This window comes from Sphingomonas sp. CFBP 8760 (genome assembly GCF_014841615.1).
Classification (GTDB): Bacteria; Pseudomonadota; Alphaproteobacteria; order Sphingomonadales; family Sphingomonadaceae; genus Sphingomonas.
On record NZ_JACYUG010000069.1, the window covers coordinates 1 to 316 of the forward strand.

Annotated in this window: 1 protein-coding gene; it reads right to left on the reverse strand. The window is 64.9% G+C overall.

Translation table 11 applies throughout. From position 1 onward, the window contains the following. The coding region (locus IFT82_RS20385; protein WP_192129948.1) for a helix-turn-helix domain-containing protein at positions 1-313 on the reverse strand (313 nt) is incomplete at its 3' end. Positions 314-316 lie beyond the last annotated feature (3 nt).

Here is a 316-nt window from a genome sequence, read left to right on the forward strand (position 1 = left end):
TGGTGTTCAGCGTACGCTCGATCACTTGCGCGACTTGTGCATCGCTCACCGTGCGCGGCCGACCCGCCCGATACTCGTCGGTCAGCCCTTCGACGCCGGCCTGGGCAAAGCGACGCCGCCATTTGCCGACCGTATGCTCGTGAACCCCGAGCCGCTCGGCGACCTCCTTGCTCTGCAGCCCATCCGCACACAGCAAAACCATCCGGCAGCGGTCCGATAGCGAACGCGGTGCCTTGTGACGCCGCACCTGCGATTCCAGGAACACGCGATCAGCGGCACTCAATACCAGCACGTCCGCCTGACGACCAACCATCCA